Origin of the sequence: Enterovibrio baiacu (genome assembly GCF_004120195.1) — a bacterium.
Classification (GTDB): domain Bacteria; phylum Pseudomonadota; class Gammaproteobacteria; order Enterobacterales; family Vibrionaceae; genus Enterovibrio; species Enterovibrio baiacui.
The window spans coordinates 84,579-104,080 of the sequence record NZ_SCHN01000019.1; the positions used below are offsets into that span (position 1 = coordinate 84,579).

Annotated in this window: 17 protein-coding genes, 2 tRNA genes, 1 rRNA gene and 1 riboswitch; of the genes, 3 read left to right on the plus strand and 17 right to left on the minus strand. The window is 49.1% G+C overall.

Translation table 11 applies throughout. From position 1 onward, the window contains the following. Positions 1–71: 71 nt before the first annotated feature. The 4 genes from ubiB to rmuC all read right to left on the minus strand — a co-directional run bounded on the left by ubiB (position 72) and on the right by rmuC (position 4,762). Positions 72–1,706, minus strand: a complete 1,635-nt coding sequence (gene ubiB, locus EQP46_RS19560; RefSeq protein ID WP_129495236.1) for a ubiquinone biosynthesis regulatory protein kinase UbiB — start codon at positions 1,704–1,706, stop codon at positions 72–74. After that, positions 1,703–2,335 (minus strand): ubiquinone biosynthesis accessory factor UbiJ, encoded by a 633-nt coding sequence (locus EQP46_RS19565; RefSeq protein ID WP_129495237.1) that lies wholly within the window; start codon positions 2,333–2,335, stop codon positions 1,703–1,705. Before EQP46_RS19565 ends, ubiB begins: the two co-directional genes overlap by 4 nt. A 9-nt stretch (positions 2,336–2,344) precedes the next feature. Next, positions 2,345–3,124, minus strand: a complete 780-nt coding sequence (gene ubiE / locus EQP46_RS19570; protein WP_102319020.1) for a bifunctional demethylmenaquinone methyltransferase/2-methoxy-6-polyprenyl-1,4-benzoquinol methylase UbiE — start codon at positions 3,122–3,124, stop codon at positions 2,345–2,347. A gap of 117 nt (positions 3,125–3,241) precedes the next feature. Continuing rightward, a complete protein-coding gene (rmuC, locus tag EQP46_RS19575; RefSeq protein ID WP_129495238.1) occupies positions 3,242–4,762 on the minus strand; it encodes a DNA recombination protein RmuC in 1,521 nt (506 codons plus the stop codon). Between the two features lie 133 nt (positions 4,763–4,895). On the opposite strand from rmuC, the gene EQP46_RS19580 reads away from it, so the two are divergent. Beyond that, complete coding sequence (locus EQP46_RS19580; RefSeq protein WP_129495239.1) at positions 4,896–5,774, plus strand: DMT family transporter; 879 nt, start codon at positions 4,896–4,898, stop codon at positions 5,772–5,774. A 19-nt stretch (positions 5,775–5,793) separates the two neighbouring features. Here EQP46_RS19580 and tsrA read toward each other — a convergent pair whose 3' ends face one another. Together tsrA and EQP46_RS19590 are read right to left on the minus strand one after the other, a co-directional pair. Continuing rightward, positions 5,794–6,084, minus strand: coding sequence for an H-NS-like global regulator TsrA (gene tsrA / locus EQP46_RS19585; protein WP_017010913.1), 291 nt, complete (start codon positions 6,082–6,084; stop codon positions 5,794–5,796). Between the two features lie 197 nt (positions 6,085–6,281). After that, positions 6,282–7,478: a multidrug effflux MFS transporter gene (locus tag EQP46_RS19590; RefSeq protein ID WP_129495240.1), complete on the minus strand. Its 1,197-nt coding sequence runs from the start codon at positions 7,476–7,478 to the stop codon at positions 6,282–6,284. 99 nt (positions 7,479–7,577) lie between these two features. Here EQP46_RS19590 and EQP46_RS19595 point away from each other — a divergent pair, with 99 nt between their 5' ends. Both EQP46_RS19595 and EQP46_RS19600 read left to right on the plus strand, forming a co-directional pair. After that, positions 7,578–8,546 carry a LysR substrate-binding domain-containing protein gene (locus EQP46_RS19595; protein ID WP_129495241.1) on the plus strand — a complete coding sequence of 323 codons (969 nt, stop codon included), beginning with the start codon at positions 7,578–7,580 and terminating at the stop codon, positions 8,544–8,546. A 79-nt stretch (positions 8,547–8,625) separates the two neighbouring features. Continuing rightward, positions 8,626–10,413, plus strand: a complete 1,788-nt coding sequence (locus tag EQP46_RS19600) for an aminopeptidase P family protein (RefSeq protein ID WP_129495242.1) — start codon at positions 8,626–8,628, stop codon at positions 10,411–10,413. A 44-nt stretch (positions 10,414–10,457) separates the two neighbouring features. Here EQP46_RS19600 and EQP46_RS19605 read toward each other — a convergent pair whose 3' ends face one another. The 11 genes from EQP46_RS19605 to rrf form a co-directional block, all read right to left on the minus strand. Further along, entirely contained in the window at positions 10,458–11,840 is a 1,383-nt protein-coding gene (locus EQP46_RS19605) for an IS4 family transposase (protein WP_129495253.1), read from the minus strand. A gap of 138 nt (positions 11,841–11,978) precedes the next feature. After that, positions 11,979–13,091, minus strand: a complete 1,113-nt coding sequence (gene thiH / locus EQP46_RS19610) for a 2-iminoacetate synthase ThiH (protein ID WP_129495243.1) — start codon at positions 13,089–13,091, stop codon at positions 11,979–11,981. A 15-nt stretch (positions 13,092–13,106) separates the two neighbouring features. Continuing rightward, positions 13,107–13,877 (minus strand): thiazole synthase, encoded by a 771-nt coding sequence (locus EQP46_RS19615; protein WP_129495244.1) that lies wholly within the window; start codon positions 13,875–13,877, stop codon positions 13,107–13,109. A 2-nt stretch (positions 13,878–13,879) separates the two neighbouring features. Further along, on the minus strand, positions 13,880–14,080 hold the full coding sequence (thiS, locus tag EQP46_RS19620) for a sulfur carrier protein ThiS (RefSeq protein ID WP_129495245.1): 201 nt from the start codon (positions 14,078–14,080) through the stop codon (positions 13,880–13,882). Further along, a complete protein-coding gene (locus EQP46_RS19625; protein ID WP_129495246.1) occupies positions 14,064–14,855 on the minus strand; it encodes a HesA/MoeB/ThiF family protein in 792 nt (263 codons plus the stop codon). Before EQP46_RS19625 ends, thiS begins: the two co-directional genes overlap by 17 nt. Beyond that, complete coding sequence (thiE, locus tag EQP46_RS19630; RefSeq protein ID WP_129495247.1) at positions 14,833–15,513, minus strand: thiamine phosphate synthase; 681 nt, start codon at positions 15,511–15,513, stop codon at positions 14,833–14,835. The genes EQP46_RS19625 and thiE overlap by 23 nt, the downstream gene beginning before the upstream one ends. 9 nt (positions 15,514–15,522) lie before the next feature. Beyond that, entirely contained in the window at positions 15,523–17,436 is a 1,914-nt protein-coding gene (gene thiC / locus EQP46_RS19635) for a phosphomethylpyrimidine synthase ThiC (protein ID WP_129495248.1), read from the minus strand. A 110-nt stretch (positions 17,437–17,546) separates the two neighbouring features. Then, positions 17,547–17,645, minus strand: a riboswitch (TPP riboswitch). A 50-nt stretch (positions 17,646–17,695) separates the two neighbouring features. Further along, positions 17,696–18,079: a fluoride efflux transporter CrcB gene (gene crcB / locus EQP46_RS19640; RefSeq protein ID WP_129495249.1), complete on the minus strand. Its 384-nt coding sequence runs from the start codon at positions 18,077–18,079 to the stop codon at positions 17,696–17,698. 519 nt (positions 18,080–18,598) lie between these two features. Then, a tRNA-Trp gene (locus EQP46_RS19645) sits at positions 18,599–18,675 on the minus strand. A gap of 594 nt (positions 18,676–19,269) precedes the next feature. After that, positions 19,270–19,346 (minus strand) — tRNA-Asp (locus EQP46_RS19650). Positions 19,347–19,412: 66 nt separating this feature from the next. Then, a 5S ribosomal RNA gene (rrf, locus tag EQP46_RS24675) occupies positions 19,413–19,502 on the minus strand; the annotation flags it as partial.

A 19,502-nucleotide genomic window follows, 5' to 3' on the forward strand; every position in this document is an offset into this window, starting at 1 on the left:
GAGTCTACGTGCTCAATGTTACAAGTAATTTGATGTGCCCCAATCTACTTCACCTTGATAGGGCAAGGGAATCATTTATTAAACGCTCGCCATGCGAATAACCAACTCAACACTGCCGTACCACCAGCAACCTGAGGGAGAAGATCCACGTGATTGCTATACAGTATGGCAGAGGTAACGAGCAATGTAGCACCCACTCCAAGTAAGAAGCGAGCACGGTTATGCTGGCGGCGTGCCAACATAAACTCTTGGTACATGGCGTCCATGCGTTGGTTTACCTGACGTCCCTGCTTTAAGCTGTCGTAAACAAGTTCCGGTAACTCCGGCAGTTTTTCAGCCCAAAATGGTGCTTTTTCTTTAATTGCGTTTATCAACGCTTTTGGACCGAGCTGTCGAGACATCCAGTCTTCGAGGAAAGGTTTGGCGGTATCCCACAAATCGAGTTGCGGATAAAGCTGGCGCCCTAGCCCTTCTACATACAACAAGGTTTTTTGCAGCAGAACAAGCTGTGGTTGCACTTCCATATTAAAGCGACGCGCTGTATTGAATAGATTCAACAGCACATGGCCGAAAGATATTTCACACAATGGCTTTTCGAAAATCGGCTCGCACACAGTGCGAATCGCAAATTCAAACTCATCCACATTGGTGTCATGGGGCACCCAGCCTGAATCCACGTGCAGTTCGGCGACTTTGCGGTAGTCACGATTGAAAAACGCCAAGAAATTCTCAGCAAGGTAGCGTTTGTCTTCACGGTTTAATGTGCCAACAATGCCACAGTCCAATCCTATCCATTGTGGGTCTTCAGGGTGGTCATAAGACACGAATACATTGCCAGGGTGCATGTCAGCGTGGAAGAAGCTATCACGGAAAACTTGTGTGAAGAACACCTGTACGCCACGTTCGGCAAGGAGTTTTAAATCGGTTCCGTTTTCTCGTAGGCCTTCCATGTCTGACACTTGAATGCCATAGATGCGCTCAGACACCATCAAGCGTGTACGGCAGTAATCGCTGAAGACTTCTGGCACATAGAGAATATGGTCATTTTCGAAGTTACGACGAAGCTGAATGGCATTAGCCGCTTCACGCATCAAATCGAGTTCATCAAGCAGTGTTTTTTCGTACTCACGCACTACCTCTACAGGCTTCAAGCGTCGTGCTTCTGGCAAAAAACGGGCAACGATGCGCGCCATGCGGTACATCAGATTGATGTCAGCTTGAATGACAGGAAGGATGTCGGGGCGAATCACTTTGAGCACCACCTCGCGACCATTCTCTTTTAGTATCGCGGTGTGAACCTGCGCAATGGAAGCAGAAGCCAAGGGCGTTTCATCGAAGTCATCAAACCAGGTTTCAAGAGGTCCACCTAAAGCCTCTTCCATCTGCGCTTTCGCCAATTTGCCATCGAAAGGAGCAACTTGGTCTTGCAGCATGGCGAGTTGGTCGGCGATCGCTGGCGGAAACAGATCGCGTCGGGTTGACATCATCTGCCCGAACTTGATCCAGACAGGGCCAAGTTCTTGCAATGCCAATCGAAGACGCTCACCCAACACTTTGTCTTCATGACTGTTTTTCAACCAAAACAGCATTTTGCGCATGAAGTGAGGCCCACGCGTGATGGGTTGCTTTGGTAATAGCTCATCAAGCCCGTAATTTAGCTGAACTTTGGTGATCTGGTATAAACGGCGAATTTCGCTGGGTGTCATGCGCTCTCCACCTTAGCGATTGCGTTGAGCTTTTGTTCGAACGCATCGATACGTGCTTGAAGGCGCGAGGCATGGCTTTGCACATCGTCCACTTGGTCTGCGAAATACGCGACTTCCAGTGCACCAGGCGCTAAACGCCACTCTTCAACCACCAACTCTGCGGCATAACGCTGCTGACGCTTACCCACATCTTTAAGAAACGCGACGCCTTGTTGCGCCGTTCTGACCAAGGTGTGTGCAACCACGTCACCGGTATAGTGAGACAGCCACTCGGCAATGTCCGGGTTTAACCCATTCAACAAGCTGGAGAAGTGCTGCGCTATATCGATGTCGCCGTCTAGATGCAGTTTGTCTTGCTTGATCAAACGGGTCAGGTTGGCTTTGTCTTTTAGCTGAGGAAGCACGGAAACCGCAAGGGCAAGTTCGCAATCAGCATCGCCTTCAAACGCGGCCAACACATCCACTTGCTGACTAAATACAAACACCAATTGCTTGTTGATGTCGGTCAGTTTGACGCGCAGCACGTTGCCTTTTAACCGCGCTAAACGGCGTTGGCTTTCGCTGTCTTGACGGATCAGCGTATTGAGACTGGTTTCGACAACGGCGGTCACTAACGGATCGAGTGGCATAGCAGCACCTTAGAATTTGTAACCACGGTGCAAGGCAACAATGCCACCGGTCAGGTTGAAGTATTTCGTTTGCTCGAAACCGGCATCTTCCATCATCCCTTTCAAGGTCTCTTGATCTGGGTGCATGCGAATGGACTCAGCAAGATAGCGGTAACTTTCCGCATCGTTAGCAATGAGTTCGCCCATCTTCGGCAACAGGTGGAAGGAGTATGCGTCGTACACTTTTGACAATGGCTCGACGATAGGCTTGGAAAATTCCAGCACCAACAAACGGCCACCCGGCTTCAATACGCGATACATGGAACGCAGTGCTTTGTCTTTGTCGGTGACATTGCGCAGACCAAAACCAATGGTAATGCAGTCAAAGTAGTCGTCTGGGAATGGCAATTCTTCGGCATTGGCTTGCACGTAATTCACGTTGCCAACAATGCCGATGTCGCGCAGTTTATCGCGGCCAACATTGAGCATCGAGTTATTGATATCCGCCAGAATAACCTGACCTTTATCACCCACGATGCGGGAAAATTTTGCTGTCAGATCGCCGGTTCCACCAGCCAAGTCCAACACGCGATGACCTGGACGCACACCACTGCAATCAATGGTGAAGCGTTTCCAAATCCGGTGAATACCCATAGACATCACGTCGTTCATGATGTCGTACTTCGCTGCCACATTGTGGAAGACATTGGCCACCATGCTGACTTTGTCTTCTTTGGCTATCGTTTGAAAGCCAAAGTGAGTGGTATTCTGATCCGCGTCTTGCGTCACGCCCTGTGTCGTATCTGTCATCGTAAACCCCTGAGTAATAGCGGACGTGCTAAGAGAATGCCCGTTATTTTTGCTGCTTAGTGTACTTTATACCCACAAAGGCGAAAAGCGGTTCGTGCCGTGGATAAGAGGTCAGGCTTAATCACGAGATGCCGACAAGGCTGGCGCGTCGTCTTCATCGTCCGACGCATCTCTTTTCAGCATCGCCACACTGATATCCCGTTTCACCTCCACACCCAGCGTTTTAAAGCCTTCCGCTTGACGCAAAATGTTCCCGCGTCCCGTTGAAAGCTTGTTGAGCGCACCTTGGTAACTGTCAGCCGCTTTGTCTAACGCGCTGCCCAGCCCTTCAATATCAACAACAAACAGACGAATTTTGTCATAAAGTTTGGCGGCTTTTTCTGCAATTAAACGGGCATTTTGGTTTTGGTGCTCATACCGCCATAGATTATTGATGGTACGAAGAGCGACCAACAAGGTGGTTGGACTGACGAGCATGATGTTGTGATCGAGGGCTTCGCGAATCAATGAAGGCTCGGCTTCAAGGGCAATTTGGAATGCTGGCTCAACCGGAATAAACATCAAAACATAATCCAAACTCTGTATGCCATGAAGCTGATGATAATCTTTGCGCCCAAGGCCTCGGATATGCCCGCGAATAGACGCCACATGCTCTCGCAAGGCGCTGTCTTTGTCGGTCAGGGTTTCTGCGTGGTAATAACGCTCGTAAGCCACCAGCGCCATTTTGGCATCAATAACGACGTCTTTGCCTTGAGGCAAACGCACAATGACATCGGGCTGATAACGCTTACCTTGCTCGTTTTCAAGGCTGACCTGCGTTTGATATTCATGTCCTTCACGTAACCCTGACTCTTCTAGCACACGCGCAAGTACCACCTCACCCCAATTCCCTTGCTGCTTATTATCGCCTTTTAACGCTTGCGTGAGGTTCACCGCTTCTCGGGTCATGTCTTCATTGAGCTTTTGCAGGCTTTTAATTTCATGGATCAGGGTATGGCGCTCTTTGGCTTGCTCACCGAAGCTGTCTGAAACCTGTTTGTGGAAGCCTTCAAGTTGGCTTTTTAGCGGCCCCAGTAAGCTTTCTAAACTCTGACGATTTTGTTCATCCACTGTGCGTGTTTTATGGTCGAACACCTTGTTCGCCAAGCTTTCAAACTGCACACGTAAGCGTTCTTCCGCCCCCTCGAGTAATCGAATTTTTGCATCAGCGGCTTCGAGTTGCTCTTCCGTGCGGGTTTGCTGCTCTCGAAGGGAAAGCTCTAACGCGGCTTTGTGGTCTCGAAGGGTTTCCACCGTGTCGGTAAGTTGGTCTTTTTCACTGCGGAGAATGTCCATCTGGCGCAGTTTCTCCGCCGCTGCTGTCAGTTTGCCGTATTGGTTTCGAAGTTCATTGCTCAATCGGTCACGCTCTAAATCCATGCCATCGAGCTCATCTTGCAATGTGCGCGCTTCGGCTTCGAGACGTAATATCGTGGATTGGCTTATTTTTTCATCGGCGTCTTGTTGCTGCATCATCAGGTCACGAAGGTTTCGCTGAGAGAATCGGTGAAAGAGGGTGCCAACAATGGCTGTTACCCCTGCTCCAGCGCCAGCGGCCGCCCAAATCATTCCATCCGAAAGCAGGCTTTCAATCTGCATGCGATAACCTTTTCATTTCACACCATAACCAGTATTGAAGGCTAATAAGACACTGGATAAATGTCCAGCTTTTCTAATGGTCACCGATTGCTCTAGACTGCATGCTCTCTCTTTCTCAATGGAATGACTCTTCATGAACGACCGCCTTGCGATCGGCTACGGATTGGCTGCGGTGTTACTGTGGTCAACCGTCGCGACTGCCTTCAAGATCACACTCACTTACATGGACCCCATCCAAATGCTTGCAGCAGCGAGCGTGGTGTCTGCACTGTCTCTTGCCGCGATTGCAGCATGGAAAGGCACGCTGAGTACGCTCACGACCACCTTTTCTAAACGCCCACTTTATTATTTGATGTTGGGTTTAATTAACCCACTGATTTATTACTTGGTGCTTTTCAAAGCCTACGATTTACTGCCCGCGTCTCAAGCTCAGCCACTGAATTACAGTTGGGCCATCACACTCACGCTGATGGCCGCCCTTTTTATGGGGCAGAAAATCCGTAAACAAGATTGGATTGCTGCAGTGCTTGGTTATGCCGGGGTGGTGGTGATTGCCACAAAAGGGGATGTGCTTGCGTTGAATTTTGACAGTCCGTTAGGGGTTGGCTTGGCGCTGCTATCCACTTTACTGTGGGCCGGGTACTGGATCCTAAATGCAAAAAACCAAGCCGACCCAGTGATAGGTCTACTGCTTGGCTTTCTTTTGTCACTGCCCTTTTCGATTGGACTGAGCCTTTACACCAGTGATTGGAGCGGCATTCCTTGGCAAGGCTGGTTAGCAGTTAGCTATGTTGGCTTATTCGAAATGGGGATCACGTTCGTGCTTTGGTTAAATGCCATTAAGTTAGCGTCAAATACAGCGCGTATAAGTAATCTCATTTTTATTTCGCCATTTATTTCTTTATTACTGCTTGCCACGATCATAGGCGAACAAATCCATCCAACAACGCTGGTCGGATTGCTAATGATTGTTGCAGGTCTTTTGGTTCAGCAGCGAAAAAGTAAAACGTAGTTCAGGGTAATATTTAATTCTAGCGAGTACGCTGCGCTAAATATTGGCGCAGCTCTTCTGCTGAAATACCATCATTCGCCATCTCTTGTGCAAGCTCTTGTACGCGCTCACCACGACGATCGTGAATCACCTTATTAAACTGATGTACCAGCTCACGCAGGCCGCTGATAGGCACTTGACGTGCTGCTCGCTGAACACGCTCTTCGCTCATACCGCTTAATTCAGTAAGAAGTTTTCCGAACATCATTTTCTCTGGCGATTCTTCAAGCATTTCCAGATGACGTGCTAATTCGATTGTCGACATCGACATAAATTATGACTGCCTATTAGTGTATGTAAGGGTGGAAAAGAAAAGGTTGCACACTAAATATACTCCCTTGACTTATTAAGCAACAAAAAAATGCCCGCACAATAAGAATTGGCGGGCGAAGAAATGTTAATGGGTTGTCGAGACCCTGCGCTTTTCGCGTCTTATCATTTTGTATTCATTCATGCTTAGTCACGAGACTAGCATTCGGCGGTGTGCCAGCGCTTACCGGCAGATGACCAGAGAATAAGTAGGCCTGGTGCAAGCAATAGCATGTGGAAAACCAGCAAGTGTGGCTCACTCAAACCGGCGCGCTGCGTCAAACTCACCAAGGTGCCAGCGCCACTCATTTGAAATAAACCCAGCAATGCGGCGGCTGTGCCTGCACGCTGACCAAATGGTTCTAAGGCTTTACCCGCCGCAGAGCCTAGAATCCACGCAAAACCAAATGAAGACACTATCACTGGCAACATAAATGCCCACGCCTGTTGCGTGCCACTCAATGCCGCCATCAAGCAACCTGCAAACAACAAGGTCACCATGCCCGCATTCAGTGTTTTACGGCTGCCAAATTTTTCGATCACCTTTGGTGCAGTCATGGATGCGAAAATATTGAACGCCGCATTGGTACCAAACCATAAGGTGAAGGCCTCCATGGACAAACCAAGTTCTGAAATCAATCGAACAGGTGCAGAGGTCACATACGCGAGAATGACAGACATCGCCAACAGGCAAAGCACCGCATGGTAAACAAACACGGGCTCTTTCAAGACTTGCCAATAGCGCGATGGGCTTAGCAAACGACCACTGGTGTCGGTATCTGCTGGGCGCGTCTCACGGAACAGCGTCATGACCAACACAAATGCCACAACCGCATAAGCCATCATGAAGCTGAAGTTTGAACGCCAGCCAAACATGTGCGTCAACCAACTGCCGAGCAATGGGGCAAGCGCGGGGATAAAACAAATGGCACCGTTAAGGTAGCTGATCATCTGGCCGCTTTTTTTCGCACCAAAGCTGTCTCGAACTGCAGCAAATGCACACACCGACGTTGCACATGCACCCGCACCTTGGAGCAAACGCGCAATCAGCAAAGCATCCAGTGATTGTGCTACCCACGCCAATGCTGAACTCGCGGCATAAATCGCAATGCCAGCCATCGCGACAGGGCGACGGCCAAAACGATCAGCCAATGGGCCCGCCAACAACTGCCCGAGGCCTAAGCTCACAAGAAACCAAGAAATCGTGTCTTGGATACGTGTAGGGGCGACATCGAATTCCGTCGCCATTAGTGGCATTGCAGGCAGATAGATATCAATGGCAAGCGGGCTAAAGAGCACCAGCAAGACCATTAACGCAACAAGGCGACTATCAGGTTTTGAAGAAGGGGTGGACATAGATTTCTCCTGATGATTTGCGCGAAGTGTAGTCGGATTTAGATATGAGCGAAAATGGTTTATATTCAGGTCAAACATGCCAATTTGGAATATCACTAAATGAACCTCAACCAGTTGCTTCGTTACGATCTCAGTCTGCTGATTTGTCTTCATGTATTAATCGAAGAATGTAACGTCACGCGCGCCGCGCAGCGGTTGAATTTGAGCCAATCGGCCGTCAGTAAAAACCTCGCGAAATTACGCACACAATTTGATGACCCACTCTTCAATCGCACCTCTCATGGTCTCCATCCCACGCCGAAAGCCATTTCGCTCAAAATCGGGTTGAAAAACTTACTCGGTCATATTGAAGGGCTGACCGTCACTGACGAATTCAATCCCGCCACCAGTGATCGTCGCTTTCATTTGGCCTTGGTAGAAAGCGCCTACCCCTTGCTATTGCCCCGCTTTTTAGGGGAAATACTCGATGCCGCGCCCTCGATAACATTGGATACCGAAGCGTGGGGAGCACATACCTTTGATGCGATGGCACGTGGTGATGTCGATTTTGGCATTACTGGAAAAGACCTAAACCCCGCAGATGCCATGCTCACACTCATGCCTCCGAAAGGCATTGTGTATGAGGAACTCTATCAAGATCATCAACGGGTTATTGTGAGGAAAGGCCATCCCATCTTGCGTGAAAAATGGGATATGGACACCTACCTTGCACAACGGCATGTGCAAGTACGTTGCGATGGCAGCGACAGATGGTTACTGGATTACAAGCTGGCAGAAAGAGGTCTTGAGCGGGATATCGCTATGTATGTGCCCGACTTTAACAGTGCCGCAAGTCTCTGTACGCACACCGATTTGGTCTTTACCGCACCGTCACATTTTGCGTATTCGGTCGCCAAGCAACTCGATATGATGGTGCTAACACTGCCAGAGCCTCTTCCCCCCATGGCATACACCTTATTTTGGCATCAAAGCCGACAAAGTGATCCTGGGCATCACTGGCTAAGGGAATTAATTATTTCGCGTTGCAGACATATGACAGAAATTGCAGCGGCAGAGGAAAACAGATAGCGTAGAGGTTAAGAAACCACAGGGTTTCAGCCCATTTTGAACGTTACGATCATTCAAACAGATAATAATAGGACGAGACATGCACACTACGACTGCTGAACGCGTCGAGGCTTTACGACGTTGGCTTGAAGACCAGTCACTGGACGCGCTGATTATTCCGCATGAAGATGAATTTCTTGGCGAATACATTCCAGAACATAATGAACGTCTCCATTGGGTAACCGGATTTACAGGCTCAGCAGGCGCGGCGGTGATCACGCGCGAAAAAGCGGCGATGTTTGTCGATGGTCGCTACACGGTACAAGTGCGCAAGCAAGTCCCTGCCGATACTTTTGAATACCGCCACCTGATTGAGGAACCTGCACTGCAGTGGCTACTTAATACATTGCCACTTGGCAGCAAAGTGGCCGTGGATCCACGTCTTCACAGCGCCAATTGGTTAGCACAAGCTGAATCAGTAGTAGACGGCACTCTTGAGCTCATTCGCATCGACAGTAACCCAATCGATACCTTGTGGCATGATCGCCCAGCTCCGTTACTCACTGACGCCCGATTGATGGGGAATGACCTTGTCGGTCAAAGCAGTGAAGACAAACGTCAACGCATCGGCCAAACCCTTGCAACATCAGGTGCTGATGCTGCGCTATTGAGCCAACTTGATAGCATTTGCTGGCTACTTAATATCCGCGGTGGCGATGTGTCACGACTGCCTGTACTGCTCTCAAGTGCGCTGATTGAAGCCAACGGCAATGTGACCTTTTTCATCGACCCAGCACGTTTGCCAGACGATTTCATGGCGCATGTTGGCCACGGTGTGTCTGTGCTAGCGCCAGAGGCTCTCGAAGCGTCTTTGTCCTCATTGGGCGGAAAAACGGTGTTGGTTGACCCACAAACAAGCAATGCGTGGGCAAGTCAGGTGCTTAACCAACATGGCGCGAATATCGTGCATGCTGCCGATCCGTGCATGTTGCCAAAAGCCGCTAAAAACAGCACTGAAATTGCCGGCATCAAAGCGTGTCATATTCGTGATGGCGTTGCAGTGAGCCGTTTCCTCGCTTGGATTGATACACAAGTCGCTGCAGGAAACCTTCCGAATGAGGCCGAGCTTTCTGACATGCTTCTCAGCTTCCGTGAGAAAGATGACACCCTTGCTGATTTGAGCTTTGACACTATATCTGCCGCTGGCGGAAATGCGGCAATGTGCCATTACAACCACCTCAATCAACCAGAACCGGGCGAGCTTGAGCTCAACAATGTGTATTTGGTGGATTCAGGCGGTCAATACCCAGATGGCACCACGGACATCACGCGAACCATTGCGATTGGTGAGTGCTCAGACGAAGTGAAAACCGCCTTCACCTTAGTACTGAAAGGCCATATTGCGCTGGGTACAGCACGCTTCCCGAAAGGCACCAGCGGCAGCCAGTTAGATGCGCTAGCCCGTCAACATCTATGGGCACACGGCTTTGATTACGACCATGGTACTGGCCATGGAGTGGGCCATTTCCTTAGTGTGCACGAAGGCCCTCAACGTATCGCAAAAGCGCCGAATACTGTCGCGTTGCTTCCGGGTATGGTGCTGTCGAATGAACCAGGCTACTACCGCGCAGATGCATTCGGTATTCGCATTGAAAACTTGGAAATCGTCGTGGAAGTGCCGACGCAGGGTGATATGACGGTGCTTGGTTTTGAGTCGCTAACCCGCGCACCGATTGATCGCCGACTCGTTGATGTTTCCTTGCTGACTGATAGCGAAATAAATTGGTGGAACGATTACCACCAGAAAGTATGGCAAGACGTGAGCCTGTCTCTTGATGGCGAAGACTTAGCATGGCTTAAGCAAGCAACCCAACCGCTGTCGCGTTAAGTTTTTGCATGCTGAATGAAAGGCTCCTTTTGGCTGTCTCTTGATCACAAGTCCTCGTAGTTAAGAGACATGGCCAACTCGTAACCCTCAAGGATGGTTTGTAACTTGAACCATCCTTCCCATAGGGCTTTTACTGACGCCCGACCTGTTCGCTTCGTATCTTTCCACCCTCCTAACTTAGCCAGACATTCGTAAGCCCACAGCATATCTGGTGGCTGTTGAGGTAACGGACCACCTTCCATTTTCAACCAGAGTAACTTCCAAGCTTTCTGACCAAGCAGACTGTCACAACCTTGTGGATCCACTTCTGCTTTATATTCCTTGATAAAACGAAGCTGGAGTATACGCACAGCGATAAAGGCCAGTATCACGCTCATGCGCTCTAAGTTCTCCCGGTTTTGCATTCTCAGGTCTTCTACTGCAGTGCCGCTGCTTTTCCATACTTTGTGGTAATCCTCAATCAACCACCGACGCTCGTAGTAACTGACAACCTCCAGGGCTTCTTTCGAGCAAGTGACAGGCTCAGACGTCAGTAAATGCCATGCCAGTTTTTCGTCGCTATCACTCCGCTCTACGACACTGACGTAATACAGTGGGATATCTGCCTCAGAGCGCTTGTTTGCTGGGGCTTTAAGGGTCACTTGAGCATATTTGACGTCCAACTTCACTTCCCGGGCTTTTCTTCCCCCTTTCTGAGGGATGCGGAGAGATTTTGTCGCAGCAAGAGGTAATGTGTTTGAGTAGTCATAGAGCTTGTGAGCGTGCTCTTGAATACACCGGCTCTGCATCGAGCGAACGACAAAACGCTGTTGATGCTGGGTTTTATAAGTCAGATATTCAAACAGGTCAGCTTCACGGTCACAAACGGAAATGATCTTGCTGAGCTCCTCACCTAAACGGGCAGACATATTGGTTGATGCCTGCTCCCACTTATAGCTCTCTTTTTCCTCATAAGGGCGAGTGGCATGTTGGTAGCGTTGCCCGCGCTTCTTGATATCCCGTGTCCAGCGCTGCTGTTCGATGAGACCTATCACTTGCTGGTTTTGTGGTGCAAACAGCAAGACAGAATGCGCTTGAATCGCACGGTTTTTGTCACCTTGATTGACATGTCCCAATGAGTCTCTGATGCTGTCATGCTTGTAAGTCAGCGACGTCGTGTCTTCAAGCGCCAATAAGGTGTGGTAAGCCTTAGCTTGCTGTGCGGTAGCAAGAAAACCCGCTTCAGCGATATCGTCGGCTTGGATGTTCTCGTTGCGGATAAAGCGATAAGCGCCTTCCATCTCAGCGGGGGATAGGGCAAGTCTGGACACGGCAACTCCGGGTTGTTGAGCGATTGAGGCGGCCAGTGATACGAGTCTTTGCGTGCGTCTTGGGTCATTGAGGTTTGCGTGCCCAAATTGGCGTTTCGCCCACTGCTTTGGATTCATCATCATAATCGCCTCAAATAATGAGTCCTAAACGATCTGATCACGCCATGCAAAATGAGTTCAAAAAAAATCCCTGAGCATTGCTCAGGGATTTGTGTATGAGAGACAGCCCTAGGGTGCCTTTTTGTTTTATTGCACTTACCCTGAATACGATGTGTCCCAGTCTTTCCACACCACGTCAAACCCCGCCTGTTTAACGGCCGTCGCGACCTCTCTGGCACTGCGCTCATCAGACACAGCAAATTGCTCAAGTGCTTCTTCGTTATCAGCATACCCTCCTGGTTGTGTTTTCGATGCTGCGGACATCGAGGTAATCCCCAGTGGTAGAACTTTGTCCCGAAAAACAGGAGACTCGCGGGTCGATAAAGACAGTTCCACATCTGGATTCAACAACCGATAGGCGCAAATAAGTTGTACCAATTGGCGATCTGTCATCACCGACTTAGGTTGAACTGCACCTTCACAGGGACGTAACCTCGGGAAAGAAATCGAATAGCGACTGCGCCAGTAGGTGCGCTCCAAGTAATCAAGATGACTCGCAACAAAGAAGCAGTCGGTACGCCATTCATCCAGTCCAATCAGGGCACCAATGCCGATTTTATCGATACCCGCTCGCGCGAGTCGATCTGGTGTATCGAGTCGATATGCAAAATCCGTTTTGTTCCCGCGAAGGTGGTGCTCTGCGTAAGTGCCGCGGTTGTACGTCTCTTGATAGACCATCACCGCATCCAAACCGAGGCTACGCAACTCCGCATACTCTTGCTCTTCCATCGGCTGAACTTCCATCGCCAAATAGCTGAAGTGCTGCTTAATCGCAGGCACTGCATCACGGAAATACGCCATGCCTACCTTGGTTTGATGTTCACCGGTGACGAGCAAAATACTGTCAAAGTTCATGGCTTTGATGGCATCACATTCACGCTCAATATCCGGCATCGACAAAGTCTTTCGCTTGATACGGTTTTCCATTGAAAAACCGCAGTAGGTGCAAGCATTCGCGCATAAGTTTGATAAATAAAGCGGCACATAGAAATTCACCGTGTACCCAAAACGACGCCGTGTCGCCGCTGCGGCTTGTTGCGCCATTTGCTCTAAAAAGGGTTCAGCAGCAGGCGATATCAGCGCTTTGAAATCTTCAAGGTCGCGTTTCGATTTTGCCAAGGCGCGCGATACATCACTGGTCGTTTTACTGTAAATCGATAGCCGGATATCATCCCATTCGAGCTCAGACCATTGTTCGGAAAAACCCATATAACCTCCCTGTTATCACGCAAGCTCATCCAAAAATGCGGTCAATGGGCTCGACGCCACGGCGTGTTGTGCTCTACCTGCTAACCCCGCTTCGTAAGCCATCCGGCCGCTTTCAACCGCCAATTTAAACGCATGAGCCATCGCCACGGGGTTTGCTGCTGTAGCAATTGCCGTGTTTACAAGCACAGCATCCGCGCCTTTCTCCATGGCAAAAGCGGCATGGGAAGGAGCTCCAATCCCCGCATCAACCACAACCGGCACTTTCGCTTGGTCAATAATGATGTCGAGAAAATCGCTAGAAACCAGCCCCTTGTTACTCCCAATTGGCGCTCCAAGCGGCATAACAGCAGCGCACCCCACCTCTTCTAATCGCTTACACAAGACGGGATCAGCATGGCAATAAGGCAAAACAACAAAGCCCTCTTGCACTAACTGCTCTGCGGCCTTAAGTGTTTCGATCGGGTCGGGCATTAAGTATTTTGGATCTGGATGAATTTCCAGTTTTAGCCAGTGTGTCCCCAATGCTTCTCGCGCTAAACGCGCTGCAAATATCGCCTCTTTTGCTGTTTTGGCACCTGATGTGTTAGGTAACAAGTGGATACCAGAGGCTAAAAGAGGGGCAAGGATGTCATCGTCTCGATTCTTCATATCAACACGCTTTAGTGCCATGGTGACCAGTTCTGAGCCGCTTTCAGCAATGCTCAGCGCCATCGCTTTGGTGCTTGAAAACTTTCCTGTTCCTGTAAAAAGGCGGGATGAGAAAACCCTATCGGCAATTTTTAACATGGTTACCCCCCTGCAATAGCCTGAAAAACAGCAATGTGAAGACCTTCCTCTAATAGCGTGTCTTGCCACTGATGGCGTGGAACAATATCGCCATTAAGCGCAATCGCGACAGCATTATCTGGCAGCGACAATTCAGTAATGAGTGCTTTAAGATCGCAAGCATCAATCGTTGTATACGCTTGTTCATTAAGCCAAATGTTCATTTATCACCGCCTTCTTTTGAACCTGACAAACTGTGCATGCGGGGTCCTGAGGAACGTGCATCATTTGCCATGACAATGTGCGCCCATCAAGGTGATAAAAGCGCGTTAAGGGTTTCTCTGGCTGGGTCAGGTATTGCAGTGCGACAAGTGCCTGAAAGTTACCAATCACACCAACAACAGGCCCAATAACGCCTGCTGATTGGCAGTTTCGTGTCGTTTCATCATGTTTCGCAGGGAACAAACAGTGGTAGCACGGTGTATTCGCACGAGCAAAATCAAACACCATTAACTGACCATTCCAACCGATTGCTGCACCAGAGATAAGGGGCGTTTTCGAGGTAAAACAAACCTCATTGATGGCTTGACGCGTCTCCATGTTATCGCTGCAATCTAATACCAAATCGGCAAGAGACACTTCCAAAGAAAGCGATTTACCAAAGAGGCGACGCTCGACCGGTCGACAATGAATATGATGATTCAACGCACAGAGCTGGTTACTCAACGCCTTGGCTTTGGGGTTTCCTACATCTGTTTCGCGATAAGCGACCTGACGAGGCAAGTTTGAAGATTCAACCTCATCATCATCGGCTAATACGAGGTTCCCCACCCCAGCACCTGCAAGATACAACCCAGCCGCTGTCCCTAAGCCTCCACAGCCGACAATCAATACGTTGGCCGCTGTGAGTTTTTGCTGAGATGTCTCCCCCCAATCAGCCTGCATGATTTGACGGCTATATCGATCAAATGCTTTATCAGAAAGTGGTGGAAGGTTCATGCCTTGCCTCCTCTTTTAGTATTTCGGCAAAAGAGTGAAGGGTTGCGGCTAAATCTTCGGCTTGAGTGACAGCACGAACAACAGCAATGGCATCAACACCTGACTGCCACACCTCTGACGCGACAGAGAGGTCGATACCACCAATGGCCACAGTCGGCACTTTTCCACCCACGGTTAGCAAATGGCTCTTGAGCTGTTCAATACCTTGAGGAGGCGTTGGCATTTTTTTGGTCGGGGTGGGAAAGATATGCCCAATCGCCAAGTAGCTCGGATTTAAAGAGAGGGCTAACTGCAGCTCTTCCGCCGTTCTTGTCGACACACCTAACCGAATACCCGCACTCGCAATGGCATCCAAATCAGCACGTTTTAGATCATCCTGTCCCAAATGTATGCCGTAAGCCCCCGCTGCGAGCGCCTTTTCCCAGTGATCATTAATGAACACCTGCGCATTGTAGAGCTCACCATACCCAACAGCGTCCTTTATCATGGCATCGAGATGAGGATGGCTCGGGTCTTTGACCCGAAGCTGCACCGTTCTCACACCAAGGGCCAATAACCTTTGAAGTAGCAAAATATCATCAACTACAGGATAAAGAGGGCCAATGCCCTCCTCCATTTTTTCAAAAGGCTGACTGACGAATACATTCGAAGCCTGCATACCGACCCCTTATGCCTTTTGATGATAAAGTTCGCTGCCTTTCGCAAGAAACTCAGCAGACTTCTGCTTCATGCCTTCAAGCGGATCATCAAGCATTTGCACTTCAATCGCTTCACCAAGCTCTTGGTTTTTCGCGTATTCACGGACTTCCTGGCTGATCTTCATTGAGCAGAATTTAGGGCCGCACATCGAGCAGAAATGAGCCACCTTGCCAGATTCTTGCGGCAGGGTTTCATCGTGGTACGCACGTGCTGTTTCTGGGTCCAACGCTAAGTTAAATTGATCCTCCCAACGGAATTCAAAGCGTGCTTTAGACAAAGCATTATCACGAACCTGAGCACCAGGGTGCCCTTTCGCAAGGTCAGCAGCATGCGCGCAGAGCTTATAAGTGATCAAGCCGACTTTCACATCATCTTTGTTGGGTAAACCAAGGTGCTCTTTAGGCGTCACATAGCAAAGCATGGCGCAGCCAAACCAGCCAATCATTGCGGCACCAATACCTGATGTAATGTGGTCATAACCTGGCGCAACATCTGTCGTTAGCGGACCAAGCGTATAGAAAGGCGCTTCGTGACAATGCTTCAGCTGCTCATCCATGTTCTCTTTGATCATGTGCATCGGAACATGTCCCGGTCCTTCAATCATGACCTGAACATCGTATTCCCATGCAACCTTGGTCAATTCGCCCAAGGTGCGTAATTCCGAAAACTGTGCTTCATCATTCGCATCGGCTACAGAGCCCGGACGCAGGCCATCGCCTAGAGACAAGGCGACATCATACTGCGCACAGATTTCACAGATTTCTCGGAAATGGGTATATAGGAAACTTTCGGTGTGATGAGCAAGACACCATTTGGCGATGATTGAGCCACCGCGAGACACGATACCCGTCACGCGTTTGGCGGTCATAGGAACGTAGCGAAGAAGCACGCCAGCATGGATGGTAAAGTAATCCACACCCTGCTCAGCTTGTTCAATCAAGGTATCGCGCATCACTTCCCAAGTCAGGTCTTCAGCGACACCATTCACCTTTTCAAGCGCTTGATACATGGGTACTGTGCCAATTGGCACTGGGCTATTTCGTAAAATCCACTCGCGTGTTTCGTGGATATTACGCCCCGTAGAAAGGTCCATCACCGTGTCGCCGCCCCAGCGTGTTGACCAGATCAGTTTCTCGGTTTCTTCTTCAATGGATGAACTCACTGAGGAGTTACCAATATTGGCATTCACCTTCACCAGAAAGTTTCGCCCAATGATCATCGGCTCTGACTCTGGATGGTTGATATTGGATGGAATGATAGCTCGCCCTTCCGCCACTTCCTTACGTACAAATTCAGGGGTGATTTCTTTCGGTAAGTTAGCGCCAAAGCTTTCACCTGTATGTTGGCGGTTTAACTGTTCATCAGAATATTTAGGGCTCCCCATATTTTCACGAATAGCAATGTACTCCATTTCCGGAGTAATAATCCCTTGGCGCGCATAGTGAAGCTGGGTAACACAACGACCTTTTTGAGCGCGACGAACCGTTGGCAATTGGCCAAAGCGCAATTCATCTAAGGTGTCATCATCCAAGCGAGTTTGTGCGAATTCAGATGAGACAGTATCCAGCAATTCAGTATCAGAGCGTTCTTCTATCCAACGCTCGCGCAACTTGGGCAGGCCGGAATAGATATCAATATCGTAATCAGGATCGGTATAAACGCCGGACGTGTCATAAACACGGACCGGTTCGTTGTCTTCAAATTGAGGATTATCTTTGCTGCCACCAATGAGGCTTGGGGCTAGAGAAATTTCACGCATGCCTACGCGAATATCAGGGCGGGAGCCCTCTACATGGACTTTTTGAGAATTGGGAAAAGGTTGTACCGACAGATTGTCGATGAAAGCTTTCGCTTCGCTTCTAGATTGTTTACGGCTCGACATAGCATTACTCCAAGTTTATGTGGGAATAAATGCTTGCCGGATAGGCGCTTCAAGAGTGATGTTTGCACATAAATACACCTATCCAAAAAATAGATATACCTACGGCATGTAAGTTTGCTTCTCTTGTTTCCTTCGCAGGTATTAGCCTGATCAGGTTCAACGGATCCCGCTTTCACGGTCTCAGCCAAATGGCACTCCGACAAGTATCATCGAGCAGTATAGGTAATCAGATAAACCATCTCAACCGCAGAGGGTGTGACTAGCTGCGCATTAAAAGCTGAAAACCCGCCCATGCAGCAAAAATACAGACAACGACATTAAGCACAACGTTTAACCCCATCTTCAACCATTCTCCTTGTTGGATCATCAAAACATTATCCATAGAGAAAGTGGAAAACGTGGTAAGTGCACCCAAGAAACCCAATCCAATGAGGTGCTTCCAAGGACCCGCTGCGAAGGTTTCTTGCTCTAGAACAGCAACGAGAAAGCCCATAGCAAGCGAGCCAATAACATTGACCGTCAATGTGCCAAAGGGAAATCCGCGCCCTAGCAAGACGACACACAGTTCAGAAATAAGGTATCGAGAGCAGGCACCAACAGCACCGCCCAACGCGATAAATGAAAGTAGGACAGCTTGATTCATGGTTCTTAACCGTGATGATGAGAAACAGTAGCAGTATGATACGCCTTAAACTCTCCAAGCGCTAAGACGAGGGGGACATGCACCCAATAAAAATGGCTATCTATTAGACGAGAAGTTCATCGCCGGAGAGCAACGTCAATCAGCCTACGAATAGCATTATGAACTGTCATTTGAAAAACAGAGGGTTAAATCAGAGCCGTGGCAGTCCTCTGCATAATACAAAAAAGTGACAGATGCGAAATAGACTCCGATATTTCCGCCGGGACGCGCAGTCTAGAACCTCAAATGTGGCAGGGGTAGAGAGATTCGACCGGGCTGGCGCTCCAGCTCCCAACATCACTTTGAAAAAGTGATAGAAACGAAAAAGGCTCCGGTATTTCTGCCGGGACGCGCAGTCTAGACCTCAAATGTGGCAGGGGTAGAGAGATTCGACCGGGCTGGCGCTCCAGCTCCCAACATCACTTTGAAAAAGTGACAGAAACGAAAAAGGCTCTAGCATTTCTGCTAGAGCCTTAAATCTGGCAGGGGTGGAGAGATTCGAACTCCCAACACGCGGATTTGGAATCCGCTGCTCTGCCAATTGGAGCTACACCCCTATAGGAAAAACATTCTATCCATTCTAAAAAAAATTGCTAGAACAGAATGCAAAAGCGTACTCCAAGTGGCCAGTTTTCGAACAATCCTTCACTAATCAGCGAGATCTTTACCGCTACGATACTTATTAAATGCAAATAATCCAATAATCGCAGGAGTCGCTACAACAGCGGCTATTGCACTGCATAAAAGCGTCATCTGAATTAAAGCCGATAGGTCATTCATTATGATTGCTCTCCAAACCTCGTTCATTCACTGAAATAATATATCGATGGTATCTAATTACTCTCTCATTGATAAGAATGACGTTCTATAAATTAGTCATTCACTGCAATTGCATCTGAAAATGAGTAGTGAGAACTGAACTACGAGGGAAAACGCGTATTCGTGAAGAGGTATCGAAGGCAGTGGATACTTGTCTATAAAAACCACAGACGATAAAAAGCCCCGCTATTGCTAGCGAGGCTTCTTAATAAATGGCGGAACGGCCGGGGACGCGCACGTTCGGGACTCAAGCCGAAGGCGCGTGAGAGTCCATCTGCAAAACCCACAGACGATAAAAAGCCCCGCTATTGCTAGCGAGGCTTCTTAATAAATGGCGGAGCGGACGGGACTCGAACCCGCGACCCCCGGCGTGACAGGCCGGTATTCTAACCAACTGAACTACCGCTCCACACGGTGATAAACAGTCTCCTGTTCATCCGATACATGTCGTTCAATACACATATCTAAATTGGAAGCCTGGCGATGTCCTACTCTCACATGGGGAAGCCCCACACTACCATCGGCGCTGTTACGTTTCACTACTGAGTTCGGCATGGAGTCAGGT